This is a genomic window from Bradyrhizobium sp. BLXBL-03 (genome assembly GCF_051853015.1).
In the GTDB taxonomy this organism is placed as follows: domain Bacteria; phylum Pseudomonadota; class Alphaproteobacteria; order Rhizobiales; family Xanthobacteraceae; genus Bradyrhizobium; species Bradyrhizobium manausense.
This window is the reverse complement of record NZ_CP182470.1, coordinates 1,659,175-1,684,373: the sequence shown is the minus strand read 5'-3', so window position 1 is coordinate 1,684,373 and position 25,199 is coordinate 1,659,175. Positions and strand designations below refer to the sequence as shown.

29 protein-coding genes are annotated in these 25,199 nt (G+C 65.3%); 11 read left to right on the top strand and 18 right to left on the bottom strand.

All coding sequences use genetic code 11. The features are described 5' to 3' along the window. The first annotated feature begins 24 nt into the window (after positions 1-24). Entirely contained in the window at positions 25-366 is a 342-nt protein-coding gene (locus tag ACNJX9_RS08055) for a hypothetical protein (protein ID WP_439408385.1), read from the top strand. Between the two features lie 155 nt (positions 367-521). Here the strand turns inward: ACNJX9_RS08055 and ACNJX9_RS08050 are convergent, their stop codons facing one another. The 6 genes from ACNJX9_RS08050 to ACNJX9_RS08025 form a co-directional block, all read right to left on the bottom strand. Continuing rightward, complete coding sequence (locus ACNJX9_RS08050; protein ID WP_439408384.1) at positions 522-842, bottom strand: hypothetical protein; 321 nt, start codon at positions 840-842, stop codon at positions 522-524. 4 nt (positions 843-846) lie between these two features. After that, positions 847-1,035, bottom strand: coding sequence for a DUF3606 domain-containing protein (locus ACNJX9_RS08045; protein ID WP_439408383.1), 189 nt, complete (start codon positions 1,033-1,035; stop codon positions 847-849). 1,154 nt (positions 1,036-2,189) lie between these two features. Next, the gene (locus tag ACNJX9_RS08040; RefSeq protein WP_439408382.1) at positions 2,190-2,489 is read right to left on the bottom strand and encodes a winged helix-turn-helix domain-containing protein; all 300 of its coding nucleotides are present in this window, start codon (positions 2,487-2,489) and stop codon (positions 2,190-2,192) included. Further along, positions 2,489-3,043, bottom strand: a complete 555-nt coding sequence (locus ACNJX9_RS08035; RefSeq protein WP_057741995.1) for a hypothetical protein — start codon at positions 3,041-3,043, stop codon at positions 2,489-2,491. Before ACNJX9_RS08035 ends, ACNJX9_RS08040 begins: the two co-directional genes overlap by 1 nt. Positions 3,044-3,054: 11 nt before the next feature. Continuing rightward, the gene (locus tag ACNJX9_RS08030) at positions 3,055-3,645 is read right to left on the bottom strand and encodes an inner membrane-spanning protein YciB (RefSeq protein ID WP_439408381.1); all 591 of its coding nucleotides are present in this window, start codon (positions 3,643-3,645) and stop codon (positions 3,055-3,057) included. After that, positions 3,642-4,652 carry an alpha/beta hydrolase gene (locus ACNJX9_RS08025; protein ID WP_439408380.1) on the bottom strand — a complete coding sequence of 337 codons (1,011 nt, stop codon included), beginning with the start codon at positions 4,650-4,652 and terminating at the stop codon, positions 3,642-3,644. Before ACNJX9_RS08025 ends, ACNJX9_RS08030 begins: the two co-directional genes overlap by 4 nt. A 136-nt stretch (positions 4,653-4,788) precedes the next feature. On the opposite strand from ACNJX9_RS08025, the gene xseA reads away from it, so the two are divergent. Continuing rightward, positions 4,789-6,411: an exodeoxyribonuclease VII large subunit gene (xseA, locus tag ACNJX9_RS08020; protein WP_439408379.1), complete on the top strand. Its 1,623-nt coding sequence runs from the start codon at positions 4,789-4,791 to the stop codon at positions 6,409-6,411. A gap of 293 nt (positions 6,412-6,704) precedes the next feature. On the opposite strand, the gene ACNJX9_RS08015 is transcribed toward xseA, so the two are convergent. Both ACNJX9_RS08015 and ACNJX9_RS08010 read right to left on the bottom strand, forming a co-directional pair. Next, positions 6,705-6,932 carry a hypothetical protein gene (locus ACNJX9_RS08015; protein ID WP_439408378.1) on the bottom strand — a complete coding sequence of 76 codons (228 nt, stop codon included), beginning with the start codon at positions 6,930-6,932 and terminating at the stop codon, positions 6,705-6,707. A gap of 69 nt (positions 6,933-7,001) precedes the next feature. Then, the gene (locus ACNJX9_RS08010; protein WP_057741737.1) at positions 7,002-7,832 is read right to left on the bottom strand and encodes a dienelactone hydrolase family protein; all 831 of its coding nucleotides are present in this window, start codon (positions 7,830-7,832) and stop codon (positions 7,002-7,004) included. A 210-nt stretch (positions 7,833-8,042) separates the two neighbouring features. Between ACNJX9_RS08010 and ACNJX9_RS08005 the strand changes: the two genes are divergently transcribed. Beyond that, complete coding sequence (locus tag ACNJX9_RS08005) at positions 8,043-8,264, top strand: DUF2093 domain-containing protein (protein ID WP_057741740.1); 222 nt, start codon at positions 8,043-8,045, stop codon at positions 8,262-8,264. 193 nt (positions 8,265-8,457) lie between these two features. Here the strand turns inward: ACNJX9_RS08005 and lpxK are convergent, their stop codons facing one another. The 6 genes from lpxK to ACNJX9_RS07975 all read right to left on the bottom strand — a co-directional run bounded on the left by lpxK (position 8,458) and on the right by ACNJX9_RS07975 (position 14,005). Then, complete coding sequence (gene lpxK / locus ACNJX9_RS08000) at positions 8,458-9,474, bottom strand: tetraacyldisaccharide 4'-kinase (RefSeq protein WP_439408377.1); 1,017 nt, start codon at positions 9,472-9,474, stop codon at positions 8,458-8,460. Next, positions 9,467-10,825 (bottom strand): 3-deoxy-D-manno-octulosonic acid transferase, encoded by a 1,359-nt coding sequence (locus ACNJX9_RS07995; RefSeq protein WP_439408376.1) that lies wholly within the window; start codon positions 10,823-10,825, stop codon positions 9,467-9,469. Before ACNJX9_RS07995 ends, lpxK begins: the two co-directional genes overlap by 8 nt. Beyond that, positions 10,788-11,501 (bottom strand): lysophospholipid acyltransferase family protein, encoded by a 714-nt coding sequence (locus tag ACNJX9_RS07990; protein ID WP_439408375.1) that lies wholly within the window; start codon positions 11,499-11,501, stop codon positions 10,788-10,790. Before ACNJX9_RS07990 ends, ACNJX9_RS07995 begins: the two co-directional genes overlap by 38 nt. Continuing rightward, positions 11,498-11,746 (bottom strand): DUF4170 domain-containing protein, encoded by a 249-nt coding sequence (locus tag ACNJX9_RS07985; RefSeq protein ID WP_057741752.1) that lies wholly within the window; start codon positions 11,744-11,746, stop codon positions 11,498-11,500. Before ACNJX9_RS07985 ends, ACNJX9_RS07990 begins: the two co-directional genes overlap by 4 nt. A gap of 62 nt (positions 11,747-11,808) precedes the next feature. Beyond that, positions 11,809-12,621 carry a 3'(2'),5'-bisphosphate nucleotidase CysQ gene (locus ACNJX9_RS07980; RefSeq protein WP_057741755.1) on the bottom strand — a complete coding sequence of 271 codons (813 nt, stop codon included), beginning with the start codon at positions 12,619-12,621 and terminating at the stop codon, positions 11,809-11,811. After that, the gene (locus ACNJX9_RS07975; RefSeq protein ID WP_057741758.1) at positions 12,608-14,005 is read right to left on the bottom strand and encodes a TldD/PmbA family protein; all 1,398 of its coding nucleotides are present in this window, start codon (positions 14,003-14,005) and stop codon (positions 12,608-12,610) included. Before ACNJX9_RS07975 ends, ACNJX9_RS07980 begins: the two co-directional genes overlap by 14 nt. Before the next feature lie 281 nt (positions 14,006-14,286). On the opposite strand from ACNJX9_RS07975, the gene ACNJX9_RS07970 reads away from it, so the two are divergent. Beyond that, positions 14,287-14,805 carry a DUF6101 family protein gene (locus ACNJX9_RS07970; RefSeq protein ID WP_439408374.1) on the top strand — a complete coding sequence of 173 codons (519 nt, stop codon included), beginning with the start codon at positions 14,287-14,289 and terminating at the stop codon, positions 14,803-14,805. A gap of 104 nt (positions 14,806-14,909) precedes the next feature. Here ACNJX9_RS07970 and ubiA read toward each other — a convergent pair whose 3' ends face one another. Together ubiA and ACNJX9_RS07960 are read right to left on the bottom strand one after the other, a co-directional pair. Beyond that, complete coding sequence (gene ubiA / locus ACNJX9_RS07965; protein ID WP_439408373.1) at positions 14,910-15,842, bottom strand: 4-hydroxybenzoate octaprenyltransferase; 933 nt, start codon at positions 15,840-15,842, stop codon at positions 14,910-14,912. Then, on the bottom strand, positions 15,839-16,498 hold the full coding sequence (locus tag ACNJX9_RS07960) for a hypothetical protein (protein ID WP_439408372.1): 660 nt from the start codon (positions 16,496-16,498) through the stop codon (positions 15,839-15,841). Before ACNJX9_RS07960 ends, ubiA begins: the two co-directional genes overlap by 4 nt. A 207-nt stretch (positions 16,499-16,705) precedes the next feature. Between ACNJX9_RS07960 and ACNJX9_RS07955 the strand changes: the two genes are divergently transcribed. Continuing rightward, entirely contained in the window at positions 16,706-17,461 is a 756-nt protein-coding gene (locus ACNJX9_RS07955) for a 16S rRNA (uracil(1498)-N(3))-methyltransferase (RefSeq protein WP_439408371.1), read from the top strand. A 25-nt stretch (positions 17,462-17,486) separates the two neighbouring features. On the opposite strand, the gene ACNJX9_RS07950 is transcribed toward ACNJX9_RS07955, so the two are convergent. Beyond that, positions 17,487-18,494 (bottom strand): helix-turn-helix domain-containing protein, encoded by a 1,008-nt coding sequence (locus tag ACNJX9_RS07950; RefSeq protein ID WP_439408370.1) that lies wholly within the window; start codon positions 18,492-18,494, stop codon positions 17,487-17,489. Between the two features lie 10 nt (positions 18,495-18,504). Then, positions 18,505-19,011 (bottom strand): hypothetical protein, encoded by a 507-nt coding sequence (locus tag ACNJX9_RS07945; protein WP_057742001.1) that lies wholly within the window; start codon positions 19,009-19,011, stop codon positions 18,505-18,507. A gap of 278 nt (positions 19,012-19,289) precedes the next feature. Between ACNJX9_RS07945 and ACNJX9_RS07940 the strand changes: the two genes are divergently transcribed. The 6 genes from ACNJX9_RS07940 to ACNJX9_RS07915 all read left to right on the top strand — a co-directional run bounded on the left by ACNJX9_RS07940 (position 19,290) and on the right by ACNJX9_RS07915 (position 24,883). Further along, the gene (locus ACNJX9_RS07940; RefSeq protein ID WP_439408369.1) at positions 19,290-19,481 is read left to right on the top strand and encodes a hypothetical protein; all 192 of its coding nucleotides are present in this window, start codon (positions 19,290-19,292) and stop codon (positions 19,479-19,481) included. Positions 19,482-19,756: 275 nt separating this feature from the next. Next, positions 19,757-20,908 carry an ATP phosphoribosyltransferase regulatory subunit gene (locus ACNJX9_RS07935; RefSeq protein ID WP_057742004.1) on the top strand — a complete coding sequence of 384 codons (1,152 nt, stop codon included), beginning with the start codon at positions 19,757-19,759 and terminating at the stop codon, positions 20,906-20,908. Positions 20,909-20,911: 3 nt separating this feature from the next. Continuing rightward, positions 20,912-21,889 carry an ATP phosphoribosyltransferase gene (hisG, locus tag ACNJX9_RS07930; RefSeq protein WP_057741773.1) on the top strand — a complete coding sequence of 326 codons (978 nt, stop codon included), beginning with the start codon at positions 20,912-20,914 and terminating at the stop codon, positions 21,887-21,889. 101 nt (positions 21,890-21,990) lie between these two features. Then, positions 21,991-23,082: a glycosyltransferase family 2 protein gene (locus ACNJX9_RS07925; protein WP_439408368.1), complete on the top strand. Its 1,092-nt coding sequence runs from the start codon at positions 21,991-21,993 to the stop codon at positions 23,080-23,082. Beyond that, the gene (locus tag ACNJX9_RS07920; protein WP_439408367.1) at positions 23,079-23,924 is read left to right on the top strand and encodes a ChbG/HpnK family deacetylase; all 846 of its coding nucleotides are present in this window, start codon (positions 23,079-23,081) and stop codon (positions 23,922-23,924) included. Before ACNJX9_RS07925 ends, ACNJX9_RS07920 begins: the two co-directional genes overlap by 4 nt. A 125-nt stretch (positions 23,925-24,049) precedes the next feature. Further along, positions 24,050-24,883: a DUF2076 domain-containing protein gene (locus ACNJX9_RS07915; protein ID WP_439408366.1), complete on the top strand. Its 834-nt coding sequence runs from the start codon at positions 24,050-24,052 to the stop codon at positions 24,881-24,883. Positions 24,884-25,199: the final 316 nt, after the last annotated feature.

The following is a 25,199-nucleotide window of genomic DNA, read 5'->3' as shown; positions in this document are numbered from 1 at the left end:
TAATCGCAAGGAGAGAGTAGATGCGTGAGCGATACTGAACGGCAGATTTGCGAAGCGCTCTTAAATGTGTCTTCCTGCTTGATAGGAGGAACGGCTATGGGAAAATTCAATTCGGCGAAGAGTTCTAAGCTGTTTTTGGAGTCTATGGAGGAGGAAAAGAATCCCGAGCGCACGCGTATAAATAAGTTGTCGAGCCGTTTGACGCGTCGCTTGAAGAAGGATGAGCGTCTTACTGGTGATGTGTTGGAGTTTGCGTTGAGTGCTGTGCGTGATGACAAGATTGCGGAAAAGCTCAAGAGTGGCGCTCCGCTGAGCGATTATGAGAAGCATATGATCGATGGTTTAATTCGTATGACGCTTGCGTAGGCATGAACGTCGGGAGAGACTAATGACCGCGCGGCATCTGCGGCGACAGCGTTGGTGGCGAATGGATTCCGGGTTCGCCGCTTCGCGACGCCCCGGACGGTCTACTGAGACGACACAGTAATTGCCGTAATTGCGTCGTCGAGCTCGGCTCGACCTCACCGCCGCAGCCGTCCCAGCGCGTTGGCGCGCAATGAGAGCAGCCAATTCCAGAGGCGGGCGAACCATGGCAGCGTGAGGAGTTTTGGGCGGACGATCCTGAACAGTCTTTCGACCAGAAACAGGCTAGCCGCGTAGGCGCACAGGATGACGGCGGTGCCGGTGATCCAATGTCCTTCACCCGCAATCGCCACGGCACCGAGCTTCAGGGGCTCGACGATACTGGCCGGGATGAGAAGCAGCACGAGGGATTGGTAAGGCCCCAACCCCTCGATGTGGCGACGCAGCCACGATCGCTGATGTGACGAGGGCTGCGACATGGGACTATCGCCCGAGCCTCTTCTCCACCTTCTTCCTGGTATGGCCGACTTTTCTGACCGCCTTCTTGACGGCCGAGGCCGATCGTCCTGATTTCCTGGCCTCGTATTGGACTTCGTAGTCCTGCCCGCCGGCGACGCGGCTGCGGTCCTGCTCGCGCCCGCGGGCGGTTTGTTTCTTTGCCTTCTTCGCCATGACATTCCTCCTCATGGCGCAACGCAGGACTAAGTCGCCCGGTTCCGGGAGCCTTTCCTCGCTTTGATGACCGCGCGATGCAAGACGCGCTGCTCGCGGCGAGAGGCAAATTGGAACGACCAGACGGCGGATGGCTTGATGGCTCAAAGGAGTGCCATCATGAACATCTCCCGTTTTGCGCTCGTCATGGCCCTTATCATTCCCTGCTCGGCGTTCGCTCAAGGCGGCGGCGGAGGAGGAGGTGGTGGTGGCGCTGGAGGCGCAGGCGGAGCATCATCTTCGGCCGGCGGCGCGGCAGGCGCAGCTTCCTCGGCCGGGAGGGCGGGTGCAGCCGCAACATCTCCATCCGGTTCAGTCGGGACCGGTGCAAATGCGAACGCGACGACGGCACCTGGCGTTAACGCTGCCGACCCTAGCAATGGATCGACCACCGGAAACGTTGCGGGCGGCAGCCTCAACAGCCCCTCGCCCGCCCAATCAGGTGCAAATCTTCCAACAGGCAGCGGCAACGGACTGACAACGGGAGCGGCGCCCGGCACGAACACGGCCGGTACGGCAGCCCCATCGGGTTCGCCCGCGAACGCTCAAGCCACGGCCCCTGCGGGCGGCATCGGCCGGCCGATGACGACGGACGAAAAGGGCAGTGACGACAAGATCGATCAAGAGAACAACCGCGCCGATAGAATCGTGGGGAAGATTTGCAAAAATTGCTGAACTGCACCCTGTGCATCGCTTTCATCGCAGCGCTTGCGCTGAATGAGCCTGCCGAGGCCAGACACCACAGGCAGCATGCGCATCCCGTCGCATCCGGGACAGGCGAGCCCAACGCCACGAAGCCTGCCGCGGGTACGCCTCGCGATCCCGCCGACATCGCGCTGGAGAGGAAGATCAAGAGCATCTGCCGCGGCTGCTAGGCACAATGGGAATGGGTGACGGTGCTGGCGCTTTGTTGAAGTTCAGTGCAACTGTCACGGTAATCCGTAATTCGCGTAATTCCGTCATTCCGGGGCGCGCGTAGCGCAAGCTATGGTGCGCAATTGCGCAGCTGAGAATCCATCCGTCGGCAGCGTTGGGGCGAAATGGATTCCGGGTTCCTTCGCGACGCCCCGGAATGACGAAGGAAGGATGCGTGCGTGCCGTGACGACGGCGGATTCTACACCTGCTTCCCCGCGATGATCTCCTGCAGCGTCGCGACGTGCCGCGCGAAGGCGCCGCGGCCGGTCGCGGTGGCGGTCACCGTCGTCTGCGGCTTCTTGCCGACGAAGGCCTTGTCCACCTGGACGTAGCCGGCCTTCGCCAGCGTCTCGATATGGGCGCCGAGATTGCCGTCGGTGGCGCCGGTGAGTTTTTTCAGCCGGGCGAATTCCAGGCCTGAGGCGACCGGGAGTGCATTCAGGGCCGCCATGATCTTCAGCCGCAACGGCTGATGGATGATGTCGTCGAGCTCGGCCATCAGATCCGCCGCATCCAGAGGCCGCCGAGGATCAGGCCGCCGCCGTTGACGAAGGCCATCCAGAGCGGGAAGGCGGCGCCGATATAGAAGAAGCCGATCAATGTCAGCGCGGTGATGACAAGGCCGATCGCGACGAAGGCGGTGCCGAACCAGAGCCCCGCCAGCATGTAGAACAGCATGAAGTAGAGCGGCCAGAACGTGCCCTGCTGGCGCGGGCCGAATTGGCCGATCACGCTGGTGCAGAGATAACCGAAGGCGAAGAACAGCACGAAGACCAGCAGCAACCTGATATCGAAGGCGGCGCCATAGGCGTGATGCGGCGGATTGAAGACGCGAAGCGCGACCAGACCCGCGACGCCCACGACATCCACCGCAATCCAGGCGTAGCCCGCATAGAGCGGCCACGCCCAAGTTACCAGGTTGCCGGCGAAGACCAGAACGCCCCACCAGATCGCCGCGAGGCTCGCCAGTTCGTAGAGCCGCGATTGCCGCACGCGCTGGACGATGTCATCGATCTCGGCCAGCGCTTCAGCCGCCTGCTTGCTGTCGATCATGGCTGTCACCATCAACCCGGTATCACCGCAACATCGTCGGCGCGAGCGGCGGCACGCCGGCGCCGCGCAACGGCGATGGTGCGCATAGCTGCGTAACTGATCAGGAACATCACGGCCTTGCTGACGATGCCATAGATCGACATCGCCGCCGACCAGGTCGCGACGTCGAAGTTGAGCGCCACGATCACGTTGAGCGCGGCAGAGAAGAACATCAATGCCGCCCAGGCGTAGCCGACGATGATGGCGATGTCAGGCACCAGCTCGATCGCCACGGGCGGCAGATAGCGGTTCATCCAGCCGCGCTTCAGCATCACGATGCCGACGATGACGTAGATCACGCTCGGCTTGATCATGACGAAACGCGGATCGTTGGTGATGAGCGTGACGGTGCCGGCGCCGAGCACCAGAAACAGGCTCATCCATTGCATGATGTCGATCGGCTTGCTGCGCGCGAATTGCCAGCCGATCTGGGCGAGGCCGAGCGCCATGCCGAGCACGACCGACAGGGTCACGTTGTGGGTCAGCAGATAGAGCACGAGAAAGAACAGCGTCGCCGCCATGTCGAGCAGCAGCAATTTCCCTGCTTCGAGCAGATTTTTCATGATTGCCCCGCCCCTCTGGTCGCCACGTCCTCCGCGATCGCATTGACCGCCTTCGGATTGGTGACCATGCCCATATGGTTGACGCCGTCGATGATCTTGACGTCGATGGACGGCCTGATCGCCTGCACGACTTCCGCATATTTGCCTGAAATCATCATCTCGTCCTCGCCGCCGCCGAAGATCGTCATCGGATGCGTCACGGCGGGCAGATCGAGGCGATAGCCGTGCGTGGCGAAATTGCGCATCAGGCGGTCGGAATAAACAGCGGTGAGAATGCGCTCCGAATTCGCAGGCACGGCGAAGGCGAGCACCGGCAGCTGCGCGCAGCAATCGATGCCGAGCTTGCGCAGCGCGGTGAGGCCGAGGAAGCGCGGGATATCGGCATTGGCCCAGCCGCCGGAATGCGCGACGTTGGTCGGCGCGTCGTAGCCCAGATAGGGCGCGACCAGCACGGTGCGGACGAACAGATCCTGGATGATCGGGGTCGCGGCAATGCGCAGCGAGAAACCGGCGCCGGCGGAATGGCCGATCAGCGTCAGCGGCAGCTCCGGCGCACTTTTGCGGACATGGGCGACGAAATCGACGAGGTCGTCCTCAAGCTGGCCGACATAGCCGATATCGCCGCGCGTGCCCGAGGCACCGTGGCCGCGCGTGTCCAGCGCCCAGGTCTCGATGCCGTGCGCGGCGAGCGCCGCCGTCAGCGCGTGGTTGACCGTGCCGGAGGAGCCGGACGAGCCGTGGATGAAGATCGCACCGCGACCGGTCTCCGCGCGCTTCGGTTGATAGTGGCGGAAGCCGAGCCAGGTGCCGTCGCGGGCCTGGAAGCGCTCCAGCGGCGGCAGGGTGGACCAGTCGATGCCCTTGGCGGAGTCCGAGACCGAGCGCAGCTCGGGCGGCCGCTGCAGCGGCGTCGCGACCAGCGCGGTAAAGACCAGGGCGACGGCGCCGACCGCGCACAGACCCCATTTGAGCAAGCCCAGCACCCCTCGGAGCAGCCGCATCGCCATGGTCGAACTCCTTCATTGGAACATCAATAGAGAACTCTATATTACAGAGTACTCTTACGATCAAGAGGCGGATTCGCGCTCCGGAGCGAAAATCCTTAACGTCCTGATGACCCCAACATGCCGAATCGTTTGCCAGATGCCGCCTGCGGAACAACTTCACAACGCGCCTGAATTCACCGTTTCCGAGCTGTCCCAGTCGCTGAAGCGGACGGTCGAGGACACCTATGGCCATGTCCGGGTCCGCGGCGAGATCTCCGGGTTCCGCGGCGCCCATTCCTCCGGCCATTGCTATTTCGCGCTCAAGGACGAGAGCGCCAAGATCGAGGCGGTGATCTGGAAGGGCGTGCATGGCCGCATGCGCTTCAAGCCCCAGGAGGGGCTCGAGGTGATCGCGACCGGCAAGCTCACCACCTATCCGGGCTCGTCGAAGTACCAGATCGTGATCGAGGCGCTGGAGCCGGCCGGCATCGGCGCGCTGATGGCGCTGATGGAGGAGCGCAAGAAGAAGCTCGCCGCCGAGGGCCTGTTCGACGAGGCGCGCAAGCAGCTCTTGCCCTGGCTGCCCGAGGTGATCGGCGTCGTCACCTCGCCGACCGGCGCCGTGATCCGCGACATCCTGCACCGGCTCGAGGACCGCTTTCCCCGCCGCGTGCTGGTGTGGCCGGTGAAGGTGCAGGGCGAAGGCTCGGCCGAGCAGGTCGCGGCCGCGATCCGCGGCTTCAACGCGCTGCCTGAAGGCGGCAGAATTCCGCGGCCCGACGTGCTGATCGTCGCGCGCGGCGGCGGCTCGCTGGAGGATCTCTGGTCGTTCAACGAGGAGATCGTGGTGCGCGCGGCGGCCGAGAGCATGATCCCGCTGATCTCGGCGGTCGGGCACGAGACCGACATCACGCTGATCGATTTCGTCGCCGACAAGCGCGCGCCGACGCCGACGGCGGCCGCGGAGATGGCGGTGCCGGTCCGCAGCGAATTGTTCGTCGAGGTGGCTGATCTGGCGCGGCGCACGCGCGCCTGTTGGCAGCGTGGCCACGAAAACCGCCGCAACGAGCTTCGCGCAGCCGCGCGTGCGCTGCCGGCGGCATCAGACCTGCTGGCGATCCCGCGGCAGCGGCTGGATTCGGCGGGCGCGTCCCTGCCGCGCTGCCTCAAGGCCAACACGCATGCGCATTTCCGCAGGTTTAGCGCGGCTGGCTCGAAGCTGACGCTGCGGGTGCTGCACGGCCAGATCGCGCAGGCCGGGCACCGGCTCACCGTCTGCGGCGAGCGGCTCGGCCTGTCGGCGCGCTCGCTGCTCAGGCGGCGGCGCGACCGCTTCGCCGGACTTGAAGTGCGGCTGCGGGCCTCGAAGCTCTCCAACGCGCAGGCCCAGCGCAATGCGATTGCCCGCCAGCGCGAGCGTGCGCAGCGGCTTTCCGAGCGGGCGGGCCGCGCGCTGGTGACGTTGCTGCAGCGGCTCGATGCCCGCGTCGAGAACAGCGGCAAGCTGCTCTCCGCCCTGTCCTATCGCGGCGTGCTCGCCCGCGGCTTTGCCTTGGTGCGCGATGATTCAGGGCATCCGCTGCATTCGGCCGACGCGATCGGGCCCAGTGCACGCGTCGAGATCGAGTTCGCGGATGGCCGCGTCGGCGCGACTGCGGATGCCGATCGGCCGGCGGCGGTGGCGAGGCGTGCGCCGGTGCAGCCGAAGGCTGCGGCGCAGGAGACAAAGCCGGCACAGAGGCGCGTAGCCAAGCCGGTGGATCAGGGCAGTTTGTTCTGAGGTCGGGGGCGTTGCCTCTCGCTGCGAAGGCCGGGACCCATACTCCAGGGAGAAGTTCGGCGAAGACTTGTCGTTCGGTACGTAGACCGACCGCAACCGATCGATCGCGCGGTATCGGTCCCGTTCCCCGCGCGCAATTGCGCGCTAGGCCGGGACAACATTGGAGTTGGGAGCGCGCGCTCTCATCCCCGTCATTGCGAGGAACTCTTGCGACGAAGCAATCCAGAATCCCTCCGCGGAAAGATTCTGGATTGCTTCGCTGCGCTCGCAATGACGGCGTTGAAGCAGCCCGCTCAGCGGCAGGACAATCCCGCGTCCATCGTGGTCCAGAAGCCGCAATGTTCCGGGGCGAGCTGGGGTGCGCCGGCGTGGGCTTCGAACAGGAAGATCGCGACGGTGAAGATGGCGAGGGCCGATGAGAAGATGACGATGCGGTTGCGCATGGTGATGCGTTTAGCTGACATCATGGTCGAACTAAGGCACGTCGGCTGCTTGTAGCCCGGATGAAGCGCAAGCGTCATCCGGGATCTCTTGCTGCGGTGAGACCTTCCCGGATTGCGCTTCGCTCCATCCGGGCTACGACACCGTCCTCACCGCGCCAGCCACTCCGCGACTTCCTTCTGCGACTCCGCCCGCGCCGCGGAATCGGTGCCGAGATGGCCGTGCTCGGGAACGGCGGCATCAGGGCTGGCGCTAACTGCGTGCAGCGGCGTGTTGGCGCGGTCGAAATCGTGATAGGCGCCGGGATAGACCACGATGCGCGCGAGCGCGCTGCGGCCATGGGCGCCGTCCACCATCTGGCGGCAGGCCGGGGGCGAGGAGACGTCGTCATTGGCGCCGATCAGCACCAAGGTCGGCACCCGCGTGCTCCAGCCGAGACCGGCCGAGATCCGGCAATCCGGATAGAACGCGATCGCGGCGCGGAAGTCCGGGCCCGCATCGCGCGCGGCGGCTTGCGGCCGCACCGCCCAGAGCAGCGCACTGGCGCCATTGGCCCAGCCGATCAGGCTGACACGGTCGCGGGCCACCCAGCTCTGCTTCATCAGCCAGGCGCGTGACGCCGCGATGTCGGTGACACGCTCGCGCCGCGCCTTGACGTGGATGTCCTTGACGCGGCATTGCGGCCCGAGCTCGCGCGAGCCATAGCTGTCCGGAAGCAGCACTGCATTGCCCGCCTTGAGCAGGCGCTCGGCCCAATCGCGATAGCGCGGCTGGACGGAATCGGAATGACTGCCGAGGCCGCCGCAGCCGTGCAGCGCGATCACGGTCGGAAACGGCCCCTCGCCCTCGGGCTTGAACAGCTGCGCATGCAGGACGCCGGACGACAGCGGAATCTCGACCGCTTGCGGCACAGGCGCCGGCGCGGCCTGCGCGGCCGACATCAGCAGTGCCAGGAACAGGGCGGAAGTTAAGGCGCGCATCGGACTCTGTCGCAGGAGGTGCCGCACGGCCTCCAGAATTATCATGCGGTAACGGCGGCAAAACATCACAAACCGGTGGGTTTAACGGGCGGACAAGCCGTCCTATCTATGCTAGGTCAGGTCCAACACATCGTGCCCTCCAAGGTTCACCCATCAGGGGGTTGCCCTAAAGGTGTTCCTGGAAGCGGCCTCCCACGGAGACTTTCGACCGTGCTGAACAAGTTCGGCCCCTCGGGCCATGGCGAAGCCCAGGTACAATATCTCGACGGCGATTTCCGCGTGATCTCGCCCGGGACTTTCGTACGCTGCGCTGTGACCGACACGCGGATTCCGCTCGACGAATTGAAGTACTGGAGCGTGGACCTGCAAGAGGCCTACGCCACGCCCGCCGCCGTGCTGCAGCGGCATTTTCCCGGCGCGCCGAAGCCGTGATCTCGTAGCCATAGATGGCCAGCGATGAACGTCGGCTGAATAGCGAACTGCCGTAGGGTGGTTAGCCGCGCAGATGCGCGAAGCGCATCTGTGAGGCGTAACCCACCGTGCTTCAGCGAATGCGGGCGAAGTTGGTGGGTTACGCCCTGCAACTGCGCTTTGCGCAGTTGCAGGTCTAACCCACCCTAAGAGGTCATCGCTTGCTGAAGCGGCGCTCGCGGGCCTTGTAGAGATGATCGCTGATCAGCCGCTTGAGTCTGGCCGGATCGTCGAATTCGAGCGCTACCTTGAACGGCACGATGCCATCGGGCACGCCATCAATGCCGCGCAGGCGCGCGAGATCTTTTTCCGTCGTCACCAGGGTGAGCTGCCCGGCTTTCGCGTCGGCCGTGAGCGCGGCGAGCTCGTCGCGCGAGAACATGTGGTGATCGGCGAAGGGACGCGTGCGCGCGACGTCGATGCCGCCAGTGCAAAGGGTGCGGAAGAAACGCTCGGGATCGCCGATGCCCGCGAAAGCGAACACCGGCTTGCCCCGCAGTCTTGCAACCGAGTCCGCATCGGGCTTCAGCCGCGCGCGCAGCACCGGCTTGCCACGTTCGGCAATCTCAGCCGCGACATCGTCCGCGGCATGGCCGTCGCCGATCAGCACCAGCGCGTCGGTGCGCGATAGCTGTGGCTTGAGCGGCGCGCGCAGAGGGCCGGCCGGAAACACCTTGCCGTTGCCGAGGCCGCGCTCGCTGTCGATCACGATCAGCGAGGCATCCTTCAAGAGGTTTGGATTCTGGAAGCCGTCGTCCATCAGGATCACGGTGGCGCCTTGCGACTTCGCCAGCGCGACACCGTCGAGGCGGTCGCGCGCGACAGCGACCGGCACGTCGCGCACCATCATCAAGGGCTCGTCGCCGACCTCAGTGGCGGTGTGACGCATCCGATCGACCATGACCGGGCCGCGCAAGCGCCCGCCATAACCGCGGCTGAGCACGACCGGGCTCTCGCCAAGCTCGCGCAGCAGCTTGGTCAGGGCCAGCACGGTCGGCGTCTTGCCGGCGCCGCCGACATGGTAATTGCCGACGCAGAGCACGGGAATGCCGGCGTCAAATCCACTGCGCGCCATGCGGCGCGCCGTGATGGCGCCATAGAGTGCGCCGAGCGGGCTGAGCAGATGCGACTTCGGAGAGCGCGGCCGGTACCAGAAGGCCGGCTCACGCATTGGCGGCTCCCATCTCGATCCGCAACTGCATCAGATACGGCTCGAGCGCCGCCATGGTGCGATCGAGCGCGCCGCCGAGCTGCTCGACCACGCCGCTTCCCGCGCGCTGCATCTTGTCGCGCACGCTTGGCTCGGCCAGCAACAGGCCGAGCTGCTTCGTCAGCGCCTCCTGCGTGTCGACCTGGCGCGCACCGCCGCTCTGGTCGAGGGCCGCATAGAGTTCGCTGAAATTGGCAACGTTCGGGCCGTGGACGATAGCAGCGCCAAGCTTGATCGCCTCGATCGGGTTCTGGCCGCCCTCTCCCACCAGCGATTTGCCCATGAACACGATCGGCGAGAGGCGATAGAACAGGCCGAGCTCGCCCATGGTGTCGGCGACATAGACATCGGTCGTCGCCGCCAGCTGCTCGTCGCGCGAGCGCAGCGCCGGCTTCAGGCCCGACGCCGCGATCATGCCAGCGATCGATGAGCCGCGATCCGGATGCCGCGGCACGATCACGGTCAAGAGCTGCGGGAAGATGCCGACGAGGCTGCGATGGGCCGCGACCAGCATCTCGTCCTCGCCCGGATGGGTCGAGGCCGCGACGATGATCGGCCGGCCGCGCGTCATCGTCATCAGCCGTTCGAGCTTGGCGGGATCTGCCGGCGGCGCCGGCACGTCGAGCTTGAGATTGCCCGTGGTGACGACGTCACGGCCGCCGAGCGCGGCGAAGCGTTCGGCATCGGTCTTCGACTGCGCGAGGCAGATATCAAAGCGCGACAGCAGCGCCGAGATGGTGCCGTGCATCCGCCGCCAGCGCGGGAAGGAGCGCGGCGACATCCGCCCGTTGATCAGCACCATCGGCACGCGGCGCGCCGCGCCGGCCAGGATCAGGTTCGGCCACAGGTCGGATTCGATGAACAGCGCCAGCGACGGCTTCCAATGGTCGAGGAAGCGCGCGACATAGCGCGGGGAATCATACGGCACGTATTGATGGATGACGTCGGGCGGAAAGCGTCTTGCCACGACGGCCGCCGAGGTGACCGTGCCCGACGTGAGCAGGATGCGCAGGTTGAGATCGCGCAGGCGCTCGATCAGCGCCGCCGCGGCCAGCACCTCGCCGACGCTGGCGCCGTGGATCCAGACCAGCGGGCCGTGCGGCCGCACGTCCCTGCTGAGCCCCCGCCGCTCGCCGACGCGCGCGGGGTCTTCCTTGCCTTGCCGCAGCCGCCGCTTGATCAGCGCAGGCGCGAGCGGCACGAGGCTCGTCGTCAGGCGGCGATACATCCGCAGCGTCATTGGCAGCGACTTGGGAAGCGCGTGGGGCAACGAGCTAGCCATCTGCAGGCCCCTTGCGGCCGAGCTGCGCATAGGCGCGGCTGGTGGCTTGGTTCAGCGTGTCTTCCAGTTCCTGCCGCAGCTCTTCCATCTTCGCGGCATCCGCGTCCGCGGGAACGCGGATTTCCTTGATGCCGACCAGGACGCCCCGGCCGAACGGCAGGTTGATGGTGGTGCGGTCCCAGTTCCTGAGCCGGATGAAGCGGCTGGTCGCCATCGCAAAAGGCATGATCGGCCGCCCCGATTCCCGTGCCAGCATGATGATGCCGAGGCCGGCCACGCGCGAACGCTTGGGGACATCGGCGGTCAACGCGACATTACAACCGTCTTGCAGTGTGTACACCATTTCCCTGAAGGCGCCGACACCACCCTTGCGGTGGAACGCGCCGCCGTGATCCCCGGACCCCCTGATGGTGCCGATGCCGAGCCGCTCGGCGGCAACCGCGTTGAACTCGCCGTCGCGGTGGCGGGAGATCAGTACCTTGGCGCGGTACCAGTCCTTGTTCTTGATGAACGGGGTGAGGAAATGCTGGCCGTGCCAGAACGCGAAGATCGCCGGCATCTGCGGCTCGACCAGCTGATAGACGTCAGGCGGATCGAACGTGAACCTGTTGGTCCGCCACACCAGACGCAGATATTCGGCCGCCAGGACCCCGACGGCACGCTGAAACCAGCTGCTTCGCAGCGTATTGCGAAGCAGTTTTTTCAACGCGCCGGCTTCGTTTCTTGATTCGGGTCGAGCAGCCGGTGCAGGTGGACGATGAAATAGCGCATCTGCGCGTTGTCGACCGTGCTCTGCGCCTTGGCGCGCCAGGCGACATGGGCGGACGCATAGTTCGGGTAGAGGCCGACGATCTCGACCTCGTCGAGATTCTTGAAGGTGTTGTGCTCGAGGTCAAGCAGCTCACCGCCGATGACGAGGTGAAGCAGTTGTTGCGGGGCACTATCTGACATGAGTTCGGTTCCTAACAGGCTGCCCGGCAAAGCAGTGGTCGACAAGCACGCCGACGGGCGCTTCAGGGCAAGGGACGATTGCGAAAATGCGCGACAATGCTCGCATGACGATCGCGTCCCGCTGCCACCAGCACCCCGTGCGTCACTTCCCGGCGATTATAAAGGATGGGACCTCCAGAGAGGTCGCTCATCCTACCATCCGCTTCCTGCACGATCAAATCGGCCGCCGCAAGATCCCAATCATGGCTATTGCCGCCCGCAAAAGCCGCATCCAGGGCGCCATTGGCGACCCGGCACAGCCGTAGCGCGAGCGAACCGATTCGCGGATGCAGCTTGACGTCGCCGACCTTTGCATTGAGTCGCTCGACCATCGGCTTGGGGCCGGCCATGCGGGCGAAGTCGAGCAAGGAGCCGGGCGTCGCCCGGACCTGATTGCCATTCAACGTGGTGCCCTGGCCGCGGGCGGCGAAAAAGAACTCGTTCGTCGCGGGCGCGTAGACCGCGGCCAGCACCGGCGCTGAAACCTCGACCAGCGCGACGCTGACGCACCATTCGTCATGGCCATTGAGGTAGTTGCGGGTGCCGTCGATGGGATCGACCACCCAGGTCAGCCGCCGCGACAGCCGCGCCTGATCATCGGCGCTCTCCTCCGACAGCCAGCCATAGTCGGGCGTGGCACCGCGCAGGCGCGCTTCGAGCAGATCGTTGACGGCGATGTCGGCTTCCGAGACCGGCGAGGACGCGCCCTTGATCCACTTCTTCAGAGTGGTGCGGAACATCGACTGCGCCAGGCTTCCCGCCTCCCGCACCGTCTCCTGCAGCAGCGCTGCGTCACGCGTCAGTGTCGTCGTGTCGGAAAAGTCAGCGTCCGCCAAGCGTCAGTCCCTCGATGCGCACCGTCGGCGCATTGATGCCGTAGCGGAACTCGAGATTGTTGGCCGGCTGCATCGACTTGAAGATCTCGAACAGATGGCCGGCAATCGTCACCTCGCTGACGGGATAGGTGAGCGCGCCATTCTCGATCCAGAAGCCGGAGGCGCCGCGGCTGTAATCGCCGGTGACGCCGTTGACGCCGGAACCGATCAGATCGGTGACGTAGAAACCTTGGCCGATGTCGGCGATCAGTTCGGCCGGGCTCAGTGTGCCGGCTTCGAGATGCAGATTATACGGCCCGGGCGAGGGCGAGGACGAGACGCCGCGATGGGCGTGGCCTGTCGTGGTGAGACCGAGCTCGCGCGCGGTGGCGCAGTCGAGCAGCCAGGTCGTCAGCACGCCGTCGTCGACCAGCGCGGTCCGCTTCACCGCGACGCCTTCGGCGTCGAAGGTCTGCGAGCGCAGGCCGCGCTTGCGCAAGGGATCGTCGATGATGCGGATGTTTTTCGAAAACAGCTGCTGGCCGAGCCTGTCCTTCAGGAAACTGGTCTTGCGCGCGATCGAGGCGCCGTTGATGGCGCCGACGAGATGGCCGACCAGCGAGCCGGCGACGCGAGGATCGAACACCACGGGCACCTTGCAGGTCTCGACCTTGCGCGGATTATAGCGCGCCACGGTGCGCTCGCCGGCGGAGCGGCCGACGGCTTCCGGCGACAACAGATCGGCAGCGTGCGGCGCCGAGGTGAAGTCGTAGTCGCGCTCCATGCTGGTGCCTTCGCCGACGATGGCGGTCGCCGAGATGCCCTGGCTGGAACGCAGGTAAGAGCCGTGGAAACCGGTCGAGGTGACGAGCACCATGCCGCCCATGCCCGCGGAGGCGGATGCGCCGCCGGATTTCGACACGCCCTTCACGGCAAGTGCGGCGGCCTCCGCTTCGAGCGCGCGGCGCTCCAGCTCTGATGTTGCGGGCACGTTGGGATCGAGCAGATCGAGATCGGGGAAGTCACGCGCCAGCAGCGCGGGATCGGCGAGGCCGACATATTTGTCATCAGGCGCGACACGCGCCATCGCCACCGCACGTTCCGCGAGCTTGGTGACAGCATCGCCGCTCGCGTCATTGGTCGAGACCACGGCCTGGCGCTGGCCGACCAGCACGCGCAGGCCGACATCGTCGCCCTCGGACCGCTCGGATTCCTCGACGCGGCCGTCGCGCACCTCGACGCCCTGCGAGACGCCGCGCACCGCCACTGCATCGGCCGCATCTGCGCCGGCGCGCTTGGCCGCCTCGACCAGGCGTTGCGCCAGATCCGACAGCGCGGATTGGTCAAACAGGGCGCTGGTGGCTTTGGACTGAAGCGTCGAGCTTGCGGATGGTGAAGAGTTCACAAACGAAATCCTGTTGGGGCGCGCGGGAGGTTTCGGGGCGATCTTAGGCCCTGAACACCAGATGTGCCCAAATGGTGCGGACTTCAAGCATTTTCAGTCCGCAGAAGGCTCAGATTCGCTGCTTTCGCGCAACGTCTCGTCAATCATGCGCGCCAAGGTCTTGTCAATCATGGCGGGCGGTGAGGTTGGATTAACCAGCCTTTTTAAGCGGTTTCGGAAGCCGCCGCGCTAAGCTCCTCACATCGACCGGGAACATAATCCTGGCGGGGAGAACGAAGGCCGTGAGGCGTCAAACAGCAATATGCGGGGTCAACCCCGCCGGGTCGAGCCGCTCTCTGCGGCTCGACCCTCTTTCCCTTCCGGTCCGCTTCGATGCGCATGATCCGCGCGCCGACGGCTACACCAGGCAGATCGAACTTCATCGCGAGCGTGTCGTGCTGCGCCGTGCCGTCCGCGGCATGCAGATGGCGATCAATGTCCGCGTCAGCGACTTCACCGGGCTCGCGCTGCGCGGCAATGACGAGGCGCAGACCCTCGTCCTCGTGCATCGCGATCCCTCGCTCTCCGTTCCGCTGCTGGTCAGCGCCGATGGCGACGAACTCAACGAGGCCTGGGCGATCTGGAGCGATATCCTTGCGCTGCCGCAGCTCGACGAAGGCGCCCGCAAGCCGGCGCCGCGCCGCCGCCGCGCCAACGCGATCCGCGCGCGCCGTCCGAAATTCCTGATGCGCCGCCGCAGCGCCATGGCGCGCGAGCTGCCGGTTCATCGCGAGGAACGCGAGATCATCGCGCGCAATTGAGGTGCCGGAGGGTGGGTTAGCCGTAGGCGTAACCCACCTCTTCTGTTTCCGCGGATAGAGACAGTGGCGGATTACGCTTCGCTAATCCGCCCTACGCATCTGCGTCAGGCCGCTCGCATCACCGCATCCGCCAGCAATCCCGCGAACAGCAACAGGCCCGCGTCGCGGTTCGACTTGAACAGACGCAGGCAGAGCGCGGGATCGTCGATCCGAAGTCGTTGGATCTGCCAGGCCAGATGCACGGCGAAGGCCGCAAGGCCAAGCCAAGCCGGCCAGCGCGCATCGCCCGACGCCAGCGCAACGCCGATCAGCACCACCGCAAGTCCATAGAACAGGATCAACGCCTGGTGCGTATGCGCGCCGAACAGGCGCGCGGTGGATTTGACGCCGATCAGCGCATCGTCCTCGGAGTCCTGATGCGCATAGATGGTGTCATAGCCGATCACCCAGGCGATCGACCCCGCATAGAGCACCAACGCGGTGATATCGATGCGTCCGAAGGTGACGGCGAATCCCATCAACGCGCCCCACGAGAAGGCAAGACCGAGGAAGACCTGCGGCCACCAGGTGACGCGCTTCATGAAGGGATAGATGGCGACGATCACGAGCGAGGCGATGCCGGTCGCCACCGCAAAGCGGTTGAACTGGAGCAGCACTGCAAGGCCGATCAGCGCTTGCGCGATCATGAAGGCCAGCGCCTGCTTTACGGTGATCTGCCCGGCGGGCAGCGGCCGTGAGCGGGTGCGCTCGACCTTGGCATCCAGGTCGCGGTCGGTGATGTCGTTCCAGGTGCAGCCCGCCCCGCGCATCACGAAGGCGCCGACGAGGAACAGGACGATGGTAAGCGGCAGGGAACGGATATCGTGCGCCATCGCGCCGGCGAGCGCCGCCGACCACCAGCACGGCATCAACAGCAGCCAGGAGCCGATCGGGCGATCGAAGCGGGACACCCGCAAGTAAGGCCGTGCCCATTGCGGCGCGAGCGTATCGACCCAGTTGCCGGTGGAATCGGCAACGCGGGCGGATGTGTCGCTCATCGCGTGAGGACGTTGCCGTTGAGCGTGTCGAAGGTGCTGCCGCCCTTCTTGCTGGCATTGGCCTCCGGCGCCGCGCCCGAACCCACCACCTCGCTCAGCGACGGACCGGCCGGACCGCGCTGCCCGTTCGCCATCTGCTGCGCGACGTTGCAGACCTTGGTCTGCATCGACTCGGTGTTCTTGTGACCTTCCTTCATCTGCGCGGCGACGGTCGGCGGGATTCCGCATTTTGCGGCATGGGCCTCGACATACTTGATCATCTTGAGCTCGGCCTGGCCGAAGCCCCTGATCAATTTGCAGGCCTCGTCAGGCGGGGCGTGGCGATCGCTCGCGGCCTTGATCATCTTGCCGCGCTTCTCGGCGTCCTCGCGCAGCGGGATGAACGCCTTCATGCAATCCTCGCCGGGACCGGCCTGGGTCGGCGGAGCCGCGCTGAAGGCGCCCGCGCCACCGATCGGAGCTGCACCATTGACCGGGAAAGAGGCCTGCGGCGGGGCGCCGACGGAGGCGACCGGCGCCCGGCCGTTCACGGGAGGAAATGCGGAATCGGGTGCGGCCTGGTTCGGCAGCGGCGCCGGGAACCCCTGGGCGTGAGCGCCCGCGGCGCCCATGACGACCATGGCGGCAGTGATCGGAACCATCAAACGACGGATCATCAAAAGTGTCTCTCCGGCAGGAGCTACGGGTTCAGGCGTCTTCCCAATTGAAGCGCGACCAGCGTGCTGGCGTTTTTACGATTCACGCCGGCACTTAACAACCCGTTGAATTGGGCAGGAGCGCGGCGTGCCGACACACCAATCCGGGGATATTTACCCCCCAACTACCGCTTTCGGTTAAGAACGGCGACAAATCGGACCTGAAAGATGCCCTCCCACGATTTTCGCGCCCCCCGCCTGTTCGTTGACGCCCCCCTGGCCCAGGATGCCAGGATTCCGCTCGACCGCGACCAGAGCAATTATCTCGGCAATGTGCTGCGGCTTGCCGCTGGAGCCGAGGTTCTGGCCTTCAACGGCCGCGATGGCGAATGGCAGGCCGCGATCGAGGGCCGCAAGCGGCCCGAGAGCCTTGTGATCCTCCAGCAGGTCCGTCCCCAGGACCGGCTGCCCGACCTCGCCTATGTGTTCGCCCCGCTCAAGCACGCCCGGCTCGACTACATGGTCCAGAAGGCCATCGAAATGGGCGCTGCCAGGCTGCAGCCGGTCCTGACCCGGTTCACCCAGGCCTCCCGGGTCAACACCGAGCGGATGCGCGCCAACGTGGTCGAGGCCGCGGAACAATGCGGCATCTTGAGCATCGCCGCGGTTGCCGAACCGGCGCCGCTGGAGCGGTATCTCAGTCAGCGCCCTGTGGGCCGCCTGCTCATCTTCTGCGACGAGGCGGCGGAGGTCCAAAGCCCCATCCAGAGCCTGCAAGGCGCAAGCGTGGCGGGCCAAGGTATCGACGTGCTGATCGGCCCCGAGGGCGGGTTTGCCGAGGAAGAGCGCACCCTGCTGCTGCGGCAGCCGAACATCCTGCGGCTGGCCCTGGGCCCGCGGATCATGCGGGCCGACACCGCCGCCGTGGCGGCGCTGGCCCTGGTCCAGGCCGTGCTGGGCGATTGGGGTGGCGGAAGCGGTTAGCTCGTCGCCTGGCGAACGATCGCATCTAGCTGCGCTCGCGCAGCGATCGATGCAGGGTCTCGGACGGCAACTCTCCGAACGCCGCCCGATAGCTCGCCGCGAACTCGCTCAAATGCCAGAAGCCGTGCGCGATGGCGCAGGCCTTGACGCTGCGCCGTGCCGGGCCGGTGCGCAGCTGCCGGCGCACCGACCAGAGGCGCAAGACCCTGGAATAGCGATGCGGGCTCATGCCGCAGATGGCCTGGGTCGCACTCTGAAGAGTCCGGACCGACACGCCCACACGCTCCGCCAGTTCGGTGGTCTTGTGCCACATCGTCAGATCGTGCCGGATCAAGCTTTCCATCTCGGCGACGATCCGCAGATAAGTCGAGGTCGTCGCGTGTGCAGAACGGCTGTCTATGCTCGTTGCGATCGTGGCGTCCATCACGCTGAGCAGCGATCGTTCGACAGCCGCTCGCGACGCCGGCTCGTTCAGGACGTCCGGATCGTTGGCTGCAGTTTCAAGCGTCGCGGAAATCCGGCCGCGCAGGGCAGCAAGCATGTCCGATGCCGGGCTCAGCAAATGATAGCCATCCAGGCGAGACCATGGCTCGCATGCGGGCGGCGTGAAGTAGATGACACCGATCAGACGGCCGACCGGTTCATGGACAAGGCAGTCGGAGGCACCCTTCAGAACGACGATGGAGCTGCCGATTGACTGCCCATTGATGCGCGTCGAGGTCACATGATCCATCGGCACCACCACGGCCGCGGCATGTGCCAGATCGTACCCTCTGACAATCCGCGGGAAGGTCTTCACCAGCGACAGGCTCAGATTCGGCAGGCTCAGCCGTGCGCGCATGATCGCGGTCGTGCCTGAGGACAACGGCATGCTCGATGCACCGGCATATTTCTCGCTGTCGCCGAAATGATCGATGTCGTAGGTTTGCAGCTCGAGCGCCGAGGACGGCTTGAGATCCTGGAACGACAACAGGCGTTCCGCCGCACTCTTGTTCGCTCCATCGCGGGCGATGTCGAGAAGGCTTCGATCCATATCCCGTCGCTTACTTCGCTTCCTTTGCCGCGACCGCGAATTTGGCGGCGCTCAGATCATCCGGTCCGCTGATGCCGGCGCGCTTGAGATCGCGAAGCAATTTCGTCAGCAGCAGCATGTTGGTCTTCTGCAGTTCGTGATTGTTGCCGAACCTGAATGCGTTCTGCTCGGTCACGATCAGTCCGGCCTTGGTCTCGGCGAGAATCTTCCGCCGCTTCAGTCCCGCCACGCGACGGCGAACCGTCTCCAGCGGCAGGCTGAGGAAACGAGAGAGCGCCGCGCGCGACACGCCCTGCTTGATCGCGTCAGGCTCGACGGTGTGAATGCTCGAAAACTTCTCGTCCAGCGCAGGATCGTTCATCACATTGATGACGTTGGCATTGAGAATCGCATGAACGATCAGAAGGTCCATCGGATCGAATTCTTCGTAGTTCCGGAACATCTCGCTGATCGAAAACAGCATGTAGGCCAGCGTGTGCCGCGAGACCGTCCGGATGACATCAGAAGCATTGCGCATGAATCGGCAACCAGCATTGATCTTGTAGACGAAGGCAGCAGCGAACGTACCATTGGGCATACCCAAATTGAGTATGTGACAACTTGCCAAGCAGTCTCAATCTCTCATTGTGACTCACTGTGACGTTGGGGAGGGACGCGCGGGTCGGACGATGTCCCGGTCGACATCGCGGCTGCGAAACGATCGTCGGGTCGGCGGCTGCCGTGAGTTCGATTCAGGACAGCATCCAACTCTTTCGATGCTGCCCGCTCCGTTCAGCCGACCGTCTGACGGGATGAATGACGATGCACGATGATGTTTGCGAGCGCCAGGCACTAGGCCTGATCAAAGCTTTTCGCGGCATCGCGGACCCCCGCAAGCGGCAGAGAATTCTCGATCTCGCCGAGCGACTCGCCAATGACCCGGGGTCGGACACCGCAAAACCTGGCGTGCACGAAGCATCGACGGCGAAAGACCGTGGAGTTGAGTGAAGCAAGGCAGCTCCGGCAGGTTTGAGGACGCCGCGGAAGCCTGTATATAGGTATAATGATACTCTTAGCGCGAGCCTCTTCCGGTTTTGGAGAGCCGTGCAGGGGATCCGGGCGAGACAGGCTGCGCGGCTCCAAAGTCGTTAAGCGATTGATCCTTTGGAGGTCGAAACCGCTTTCCGGCCATGCTAAGGGCTGCGCCAATAGCGGTGCCTGCCTTTGGCGCCTCCCCTTGCCTCCCTTGCCTGCCCGGTTCTCCCGGGACGATGGACCCCGAGATGACCGCGACTGCCACCTCAAATGCTGCCGGCTCCGCCGCCTGGGCGGACACGCTGCTGTTGTCGTTCGCGCAGGCCGGCTATGTCAGGGCCGAGCCCGCCATTCTGCAGCCGGCCGAACCGTTCCTGGACCTGTCGGGCGAGGACATCCGCAAAAGCCTCTATCTGACGACGGACCTGTCGGGCGAAGAGCTTTGCCTGCGTCCCGACCTGACGATCCCCGTGGCGCGCGATTACCTCGCATCCAGCCGCGCCGGCCAGCCGGCCGGGTTCAGCTATCTGGGTCCCGTATTCCGCTATCGCAGCGGACAGGCCAGTGAATTCCTTCAGGCCGGAATCGAGTCGTTCGGCCGCCAGGACCGCGCTGCCGCCGATGCCGAGACGCTGGCGCTGGCGCTGGAGGCGACCGCCGCTTTCGGCGTGCGCGACATCGAGGTCCGTACCGGCGACGTCGCGCTGTTCAATGCGCTGCTCGACGCGCTCAATCTCTATCCGGTCTGGCGCCGCCGCCTGGTCAAGGACTTCAACCGCAAGATCAGCCTCGAGCAGGATCTGGAACGGCTGGCGGCCGAGACCACCGCTACCCGCAGCGAATATGAGGGCGTGCTGGCGGCACTGGCCGGCTCCGACCGCAAGGCCGCGCTGGCCTTCGTCACCGACCTGATGTCGATTGCCGGCACCACCAATGTCGGCGGCCGCACCACGGCCGAGATCGCCGACCGCTTCCTCGAGCAATCAACCTTGAAGAGCGGCAAGCTGCCGCGCGAGGCGATCACTGTCCTGAAGCGCTTTCTGTCGATCTCGGGCAACCCGGACGAGGCGGTCGCCGCGCTGCGCGCGCTCACCGCCGAGGCAAGGCTCGACCTGAATGGCGCGATCGACCAGCTCGAGAGCCGGGTCGGCTTCATGGCCGCGCGCGGTATCGACGTGAAGAGCACGCGCTTCTCGACCGCGTTCGGACGCGGCCTCGACTACTATACCGGGTTTGAATTCGAGCTGCATCACAGGGGTAACGGCGCCGGGCCGCTGGTTGCCGGTGGTCGCTATGATGGACTGATGACCCAGCTCGGAGCCGCCGCTCCGATACCGGCGGTCGGCTTCTCGGTCTGGGTGGATGCACTGACCAGCATCGGCCGCAAGGTGGGAGCTTAAGCCATGAGCGCGCCGTTCGTCCTGGCCGTTCCCTCCAAGGGCCGCCTTCAGGAAAATGCCGAAGCCTTCTTCGCCCGCGCCGGGCTCAAGCTGTCCAAGGCCGGCGGCGCCCGTGACTATCGTGGCACCATCGCGGGCCTCGACAATGTCGAGGTCGCCTATCTCTCGGCGAGCGAGATCGCCGCGCAATTGTCGCGGGGCTACGCGCATTTCGGCGTCACCGGCGAAGACCTGGTGCGCGAGAACATTGCGGATGCGGACAAGCGCGTGTCGCTGATCGACGGGCTGGGCTTCGGCCATGCCGACGTCGTCGTCGCGGTGCCGCAGGCCTGGATCGACGTCCGCACCATGGCCGATCTCGACGACGTCGCCACCGGCTTTCGCGAGCAGCATCACATGCGGATGCGGGTCGCGACCAAGTTCATCAATCTCACCCGCGCGTTCTTCTCGCAGCGCGGCATCAGCGACTACCGCATCGTCGAAAGCGCGGGCGCGACCGAGGGCGCGCCGGCGGCCGGCAGCGCCGAGCTGATCGTCGACATCACCACGACGGGCGCGACGCTCGCCGCCAACGGCCTGCGGGTGCTCGACGACGGTGTGATCCTGCGCAGCCAGGCCAATCTGGTCGCCTCGAAAGATGCCGACTGGTCGCCGCAAGCCCGCGAGACCGCACGCATCATCCTCGACCACATCGCGGCCCGAGCCCGCGCCAACAAATACCGCGAGGTCCGGACCCGCTTCCGGCAATGCGACGCTGCCCTGCTCGGCGAAGCCCACAGCCGCTTCGGCGTCGAGGCTCCGTTCGGCGGGCCGACCTCGTCGGGCATGCTCACGCTGCACTGCCCACCCGGGCAGCTCTATGCGCTGGCGAGCTTCCTGCGCGAACATGGGGCCGAGACCGTCTCGGTGGTCTCGCTCGACTACGTGTTCGACCGGGAGAACCCGCTGTTCGCCAAGCTCGAAGCGTTCTTGCGGCAGTGAGCCCAAAGTCTATTGAGCAGCTCCGTTCAGCGTAGCGACAGCAAGCTGCAGCTACCATATGCTGCCCCGATGACCTTGAACGCGCTCTGGAACCTTGATCGATGACGCTGGGCTCTGACGTTTCCGCCCTGACGACCACCGCAGTGAATGCCGCCGCGAAGGGGCTGTCGATTGTCGTCCCCGTCTATAACGAGGCGGCGGGCCTTGCCGCCCTGCACCAGCGTATCTGCGATCTCGCCAAGACCTTGCGGCAACGCTACCGCCTGTCCTGCGAGGTCGTCTATGTCGACGACGGCAGCAAGGACAGCACGCTGTCGATCGCACGCACGCTGCCGGCCGACGCGATCGACGTCCAGGTGGTGTCGCTGTCGCGCAATTTCGGCAAGGAGGCGGCGCTGATGGCCGGCCTCGACCATGCCCGGCTCGGCGCCGTCATGTTCATGGACGGCGACGGACAGCATCCGCCTGATCTGATCGAGCAATTGGTGCGGCACTGGATCGATGACGGCTATGACGTCGTCTATACCGCCAAGGCGCATCGCGACAACGAGCCGTTCCTGCGCCGCCTCGCCGTGCACGGCTTCTACGCGCTGATCAATTGGGGCGCGCGCCAGAAGATTCCGGAGGACGCCGGCGACTTCCGCCTGCTGTCGCCACGCGCGGTCACCGCGCTTCGGCAACTGCCGGAGCGCAACCGCTTCTTCAAGGGGCTGGCCAGCTGGATCGGCTTCCGCCAGATTCGCGTCGATTACGAGCCTGCGGCGCGCGCCCATGGCGTCACCACCTTCAACGCTGCACGCCTGCTCGGCCTGTCGATCGAGGGCCTGACCTCGTTCTCGGTGGCGCCGTTGCGCTTTGCCAGCCTGCTCGGCGTCGCGCTTGCCGGCGTCGCCTTCCTGTTCGGCCTCTCGATCCTCTGGGAGGTGTTCACGACGGGCAAGCAGGTGCCGGGCTATCCCTCGCTCGTGGTCGGCCTGATGACGATCGGCGGCGTGCAGCTGATCATGATCGGCATCGTCGGTGAATATATCGGCAAGATCCTCTCCGAGCTGAAGGCGCGTCCGATCTACTTCGTCGCCGAGCACAGCGAGAAGCATTTCGAGGCCGGCAAGGCCCAGGGCACTTCAAGTCAGGGCACTTCAAGTCAGGAAACTTCAGGTCAGGACGCATCCAACAGGACCGCGGCCGAATGAGCACGGCCGCGCGCCTGCGGCATGTCTGGCTCTGCGCCGACGATTACGGCATCAGCCCTGGCGTCAACCGTGCCATTCGCGACCTGATGGCGCGGGGCCGCCTCAACGCCACCTCGGTGATGATGGTGGGCCCCGCCATCGATCAGAGCGAGGTTGCGGCGCTTTCTGCCGCCGCGAAAGCAAGCGCGCGCTGCGCGATCGGACTGCACGTGACGCTCTCGGCGCCGTTCCGGCCGCTCACCATGCATTTCCGCCCGCTCGACGGCGACATGTTCATGGCTTTTCCAAAGCTGCTGCGCGCCGGGCTGATGCGCCGGCTCGACAGCGAGTTCTTCCGCAACGAAGTGAGAGCGCAGCTTCTGGCGTTCGCGGAAGCCTTTGGCCGCGCGCCCGACTTCGTCGACGGGCATCAGCACGTGCAGCTGTTTCCGCAGGTGCGCGACGGCTTTGTCGAGGCAGTCAGCGAGATCGCGCCAAAGGCCTGGGTGCGCCAGGGCGGGCGCGATTTGCCGCTGGCGCAGCGGCTGGCCTCTCCGAAAGCCCTGGTGCTCGATCTGCTCAGTGCACAATTCCGCCGCCGTGCGGGCCGCGCCGGCCTTGCATTCAATCCCGCCTTTGCCGGCGCCTATGATTTCACCCGCGCGGCCGATTTCGGCGAGCTGATGCGGCGATTCCTCGAGGGCCTGCCCGAAGGCGGCCTCGTGATGTGCCATCCCGGCTTTGTCGACGAGGTTCTCACCGGCCTCGATCCGATGACCGACGTCAGGGAGCGCGAGCATGGCTATCTCGCCAGCGACGCCTTCGCGCAGCTGCTCGCAACGAGCAACGTGACATTGGGATGAAACCGGCAGAGACAAGCCGGGCAGGCAGTCTGTCGCATACCGAAATTTAATCCGACCGGCACTGTTGGGGCCACATTGGAACCCTACATCCCGCTTGCGCTTGTTTCGCGCGAAGGAGACAGATCATGACGCCGCAGGAACGCCAGCTCGTCGACGACCTTTTCGACCGGCTTTCAAAGCTGGAAAATGCACCGCGCGATCCCGACGCGGTCGCCGCGATCTCCGAGGGCCTGCGCAAGGCGCCCGGCGCCGTCTATGCGCTGGTGCAGACCACGCTGCTGCAGGACGAAGCGCTCAAGCGCGCCCATCATCGCATCCAGGAGCTGGAAGCGGCCCAAGCGCCCGCGCAGCCGCAGTCCGGCGGTTTTCTCGACACCATGCGCGACACGCTGTTTGGCACGAGCCAATCGCGCGGCTCGGTTCCGAACGTGCCGCCGCGTGACTCCCGGCCGGTCTGGAACAGCGGTCAGGCGATGCAGCAGGGTCAGCCCGGCTATGGCCAGCCGCCTTATGGTCAGGCCTACGGACAAGGCCAGGGATATGGACAGAGCTACGGCGCGCCGCCGATCGGCGGCGGCGGCTCGTTCCTGGGCACGGCGGCGGCAGCCGCGGCCGGCGTGGTCGGCGGCTCGCTGCTGCTCTCGAGCATTCGCGGCATGATGGGCGGCGGATCGCATCAGGCCTTTGGTGACACCACCATCATCGAGGAGCGTGGCGGCAGCCCATGGGGCGGCAGCGGCGATCAGTCCGGCGGCTCGCTCGCGCGCGATGCCGGCCTCGATGACATCGGATCGAGCCGGGATTCGCGGCAAGATTCTCAACAAGGCTTCTTCGACCAGGCCTCGAACGATCGGGATAACGACGATCCGGGCTATGACAACAACGACAACGACAATGTGGACACGGCCGACGACAGCGACTTCGGCGGCGGCGACGACGGCGGCAGCGATTACGCGTAGGCCATTCGGCCGACAGGTGTGGAACGGCCGCCTCCGGGCGGCCGATTTCTTTTCAAGAACAGCTCAACGCGCGCTGCTCTGCACCACATGCCAAGAGGGCCGTTCGATATAATATGACTAGTGCTGCAGAGCGAAAACCTCCTTCGACACACGCTGCCGTAGACTCCCGGATTTCCAAATTTGGACAGGGGTGTTCAACTGGAAGAACACGTTGCTTATGCCACACGCCGTGGCTGCCTCTCTTGGCACAGTCGGGGGTTTTAAGAATGAGTCCACTTCAGCAGCGCATTGCGACCCTGAGCGACGTCGCAACACA